General features: G+C 61.0%; 3 protein-coding genes. 2 read left to right on the forward strand and 1 reads right to left on the reverse strand.

Features of this window, described 5'->3' with window-relative positions:
* The coding region (locus EAW56_RS11170) for an SdrD B-like domain-containing protein (RefSeq protein ID WP_208636514.1) at positions 1-2,397 on the reverse strand (2,397 nt) is incomplete at its 3' end.
* A 563-nt stretch (positions 2,398-2,960) separates the two neighbouring features.
* Here EAW56_RS11170 and EAW56_RS11175 point away from each other — a divergent pair.
* Together EAW56_RS11175 and EAW56_RS11180 are read left to right on the forward strand one after the other, a co-directional pair.
* Positions 2,961-3,125 (forward strand): NAD(P)-binding protein, encoded by a 165-nt coding sequence (locus tag EAW56_RS11175; protein ID WP_095545542.1) that lies wholly within the window; start codon positions 2,961-2,963, stop codon positions 3,123-3,125.
* A 44-nt stretch (positions 3,126-3,169) separates the two neighbouring features.
* On the forward strand, positions 3,170-4,096 hold the full coding sequence (locus EAW56_RS11180; RefSeq protein ID WP_167457435.1) for an FAD-dependent monooxygenase: 927 nt from the start codon (positions 3,170-3,172) through the stop codon (positions 4,094-4,096).
* Positions 4,097-4,150 lie beyond the last annotated feature (54 nt).

The following is a 4,150-nucleotide window of genomic DNA, read 5'->3' on the forward strand; positions in this document are numbered from 1 at the left end:
GTACTCCACGGTGTACTCGCCCGGAGTGACGTCAACCTTCCAATTGCCGTCCTCGTCCGAAACAGTACGAGTGACCTCGTTGCCGTCCTTATCGGTAACGACCACCGTGACGCCAGGGACACCAGTCCTCTCGCCCGAATCCTCCTTGCCATCACCATTTTCATCCAGCCACACGCGGTCACCAATGGTGCCCGGAGTCTCCGGCTCGCAGTCGCAATCCGGCTTCACTGCCTTCAGGCCCAGGTCATAGGTGTCGTTATACTCCTTGGGCTTCAGGGTTGCCTTTGCAACCAGGCCCTCCTCGTCGGTCGCACCCGGCACCTTGCCGGTGACTTCCCAACCCTGCGGCTTGATAAAGCGAACCTCGTAATCCACGCCCGGGGTCAAGCCGTCGATACGCCAGTTACCCTGCTCATCCGTGTAGGTAGTGCGGGCCGGCTCACCCTCACGGGAGACCTCGACGATAACGTTCGGCACGCCCTTCTCGCCCTCGTCCTGCACACCGTCGCCGTTTTCGTCGTTCCAGACGCGGTCGCCGATGGCACCGCCCGGCAGCACGCCGAGGTCAATGTCGAAGTTCTCTTCGCCCGGCTCAATCTTCACGGTGCGCTCGATGAGGCGCTCGTCGCTAGCGACGTAATTGCCCGGCTTGTAAGTGACGGTGTACTCACCCGGATCAACGTCAACCTTCCAATTGCCGTCCTCGTCCGAAACAGTACGAGTGACCTCATTGCCGTCCTTATCGGTAACGACCACCGTGACGCCAGGGACACCAGTCCTCTCGCCCGAATCCTCCTTGCCATCACCATTTTCATCCAGCCACACGCGATCGCCAATGGTGCTGCGCTCCAGTGCCACCGGCTCCTTCACCGTGGTCGTCTCCGTCACCGTGGTCGGCTCGCAGTCGCAGCCCTCGGTTTCGGTGACAGTGGCGGTCGTGGTTTCAGTCTCAGTGGAGGTCGTGGTTTCAGTCTCAGTGGAGGTCGCGGTTTCAGTCTCAGTGGAGGTCGCGGTGGTCGTGGTCTTTTCCGACTCCGTCTCCGTCGACGTAGTCGTGACCGCCGGGGCCGTTTCAGTCGGCGTAGTCGTGACCGCCGGGGCGGTCTTTGTCAGCGTCGTCGTAACCGTGGAGGCAGTCTCCGTCGGAGTCACCGTGGTCGTCGCTGCGGTGGTCGTCGAAGTCTCGGTGGTAGTGGTCGTTTCGGTGGTGGTCTCCGTAGTGGTTTCCGTCGACGTCGACGTTGTCGGTTCCGGCTGAGGGGTCGGCTTTTCATCCGGCTCCACCACGCGAAGCGTGTTGCTTTTTTCGACCAAAGCCACCTGGTCAGTGACTACCTGGCCGATATAGACGTCGTGAGTAACAACCGGGTCTGCACCCGCCGCGCACTGCGGAGAAGTATCCTTCACCGGCTGGGTGACCTCAACAATAGTACCGCTGGGCAGGAAGAACTCACCGGGCCAATCCTTGGGGACGACGGCGTCGCTTGGTTTCAAACCCCAGTCGTACACCTGACGCCAGTCGCGGCCCGGCAGTCCCGCGTCACGCGCCTCAACAATTTGCGGCATGTCTTGGTGCTCGGGTGAGTCCGGAGTATGAAGCTGAGCGCGCTTCATAATCTGGGAAGTAACGTCTTGGCCATCCACGATGAATTTCAACTCAGCCTCGCCGAGCTCCGCATTCGGGGAGCGAGTCCCAAGCCAAAGGTCACTCAGCCACCCACCATATTTGCCGTTCTGAGACACGTAAGAGGACTTCGAAATGAGTGTGCAGCGGTCATTCGGGTCGGCGATAAAACGGGCATCATTCCGGTCTGGGAATTGGTTCTCGGGCGCGATACGCGCCGTAGCCTCAATCGTCGCAGGGGAGAACTCTGTGCCTGGCTCAATGTCTTCAGAAACCTTGACCGGCACCTTGTAAGTGAAGGAGTCATTCGCGCTGATGTAACCAAAGTCTACGATGTAGCCTCCGCCTGCGGGCTTCACCTCAGCGTTCCGCTTCTCGCCGCTCTTCCAAACAAACGCCGACGGGTCAATCTGCGGTTCCGCTTCAAGCTGGTCAGAAAACTGCAGGGCGATTGTCGCCCCTTTGACGTCAGACTCGCCCGGCCCCAGCTGGTTACCACTAGGTGGGAAAGGAGCCTCGAAGGAACCGGTGAACTCAAGCTCCACCGTTTCCCCAGGCTCCACCTCTTTGTCGGTCGGAGTAACGTTGACCGACACCTTCGGCTGTAGCTCTTGATTCTTATTGTCGGGGTTGCCGTTGAGGAAGGAATCATCCTTCACAACGTAGGCGTGCGCGTGAGGCGCAACTCCCCCCGCTACCGCAAGCGTCACAGTGCTCAGTGCGGCAATCAGCTTCCGACGGAAGCCCCGGCGCTCATTTCCCGATGTACTCATGTATATGTCCTCTCGATCCATCCAAACCCCAACAAGGGATTCACAGCGAAATTCCAAGCTTTTCAAGACAAAGATCAGAGTACTTAAAAGTACAACTCTCCGCATGACACATTCAGAAACCCACGTATTCCAGGGGCGAGAGACAAAACTTGTGCGTTTGATTATAGATTCCCGGCCCTGCCCAGAGACAGAGCAGAAAAGTATTCGCTGAAACGAAGTTCCACGGTCTCCGTCGCGAAGATCCACCACTTCAGGTATTTGGATGCGCTATCGATGCAACGCCATTGAAGAGCATAAACAGGCTGGAAATCGGCGTGAACGCACAATTCAATCACCTCGCCCGAGCCTACCGCGGCACATTTGACGAACACGTCGGGCGTGACAGGCTTACGTCTCCCAATCAGCCTCGCAGCGGACCTAATTGTCCTGCATTCACGAAAGGCGCACCTTTTTGTATCGAGAATCTGTGCTTAGCATCCGCCACCAGCATCCATGCAAACTGATTCGCGTGTGAATAGTCTGCGGCCGCGGACTCCGCTCCACGGCCACTAGGCTCGTAGCCCATGAGGATAGGCATCATCGGCGCTGGCATTGCCGGTCTCGCGCTGGGGGCGGCGCTGCACCGGGCGGGCATGGACGTGCAGGTTTACGAAGAGCATGCGCAGATCCGCAGCGGAGGCGCCGGCACACGCTCGCGCCGAACGATCTTGCCGCCCTCGACGCCTTAGGTATAGGCGCAGATTTCCGCGCGCTGCAGCAGCAACAAGCGCCATTGCAAGGCAGGATCCGTAACCCACGGGGAGATTGGCTCACCCGCATCTCCCCGGAGATCACGCGTGCCTCGCTCGCGCTCGACCGCGCCACACTCCACGCGCTCCTCCTTGCAGGTATCCCAGGTTCGCGCGTCCGAACCTCTGCGGGGGCGGTAGGCGTCGATAAGCAGTCCGGCACGGTCGCCTTCGCCGACGGCCGCGAAGAGTGCTTCGACGTTGTGGTGGGCGCGGACGGGATCCGCAGCGCGGTGCGGGCCAGCTGCTTCGCCGACCCCGCCATGACCTACGCCGACTACAACACGTGGCGCGCAATCACCGAAGGGGTACCGCTTGACGCCGGGTTCGAGACCTGGGGAGCGCGCACCCGCTTCGGGGCCGTCCCGCTTCACGACGGCCACACCTACTGGTTCGCCGTCACCTCCGGCCCAGAAGCCCAGCCCGGAGCCCAAGCGCTCCACCAGCTGCACGCGACCTTCGGGCAGTGGCACGACCCGATCCCCGCCCTGCTGCGCGCCACCCCAGAGGACTCGGTTCAGTACCTTCCCATCCGCGAGTTGGCGAAACCGCTCGCGAGCTACTACAGCGACAAGGTCGTGCTGGTTGGGGATGCGTCGCACGCCATGACGCCAAACATCGAGCAGGGCGCGTGCCAGGGTCTCGAAGACGCCGCGGTGCTCGCGCGGCTGCTACGCGCAGGGGTAACGGACTTCGCTATCTACGACGTCCACCGGCACCGCCGCAGCCAACAGATTGCGCGCCAGTCGCGGCTCATCGGGCGCGCGCTACATTTCGGCGGCAAGCGTGTGGCCACCGCCCGCAACTGGATACTCAAGCACGTGCCGGATGCGGTATCCAACAGGCAGGTACAAGCGGTGACTGCGTGGGAGGTGCCGGAATTGGGGGGTGTGTGCGGCAAGAAGCGTTAAAAAATTAGAGCCCCACATGAAGCGGGGCTCTAGGCCGACCCTCGAAGGGAATCG

The sequence above is a fragment of the Corynebacterium gottingense genome, assembly GCF_003693265.1.
Classification (GTDB): Bacteria; Actinomycetota; Actinomycetes; order Mycobacteriales; family Mycobacteriaceae; genus Corynebacterium; species Corynebacterium gottingense.

Coding starts and splice junctions, on each gene's coding strand:
- EAW56_RS11175 (WP_095545542.1), top strand. CDS start 2,961: ATGAGGATAGGCATCATCGGCGCTGGCATTGCCGGTCTCGCGCTGGGG.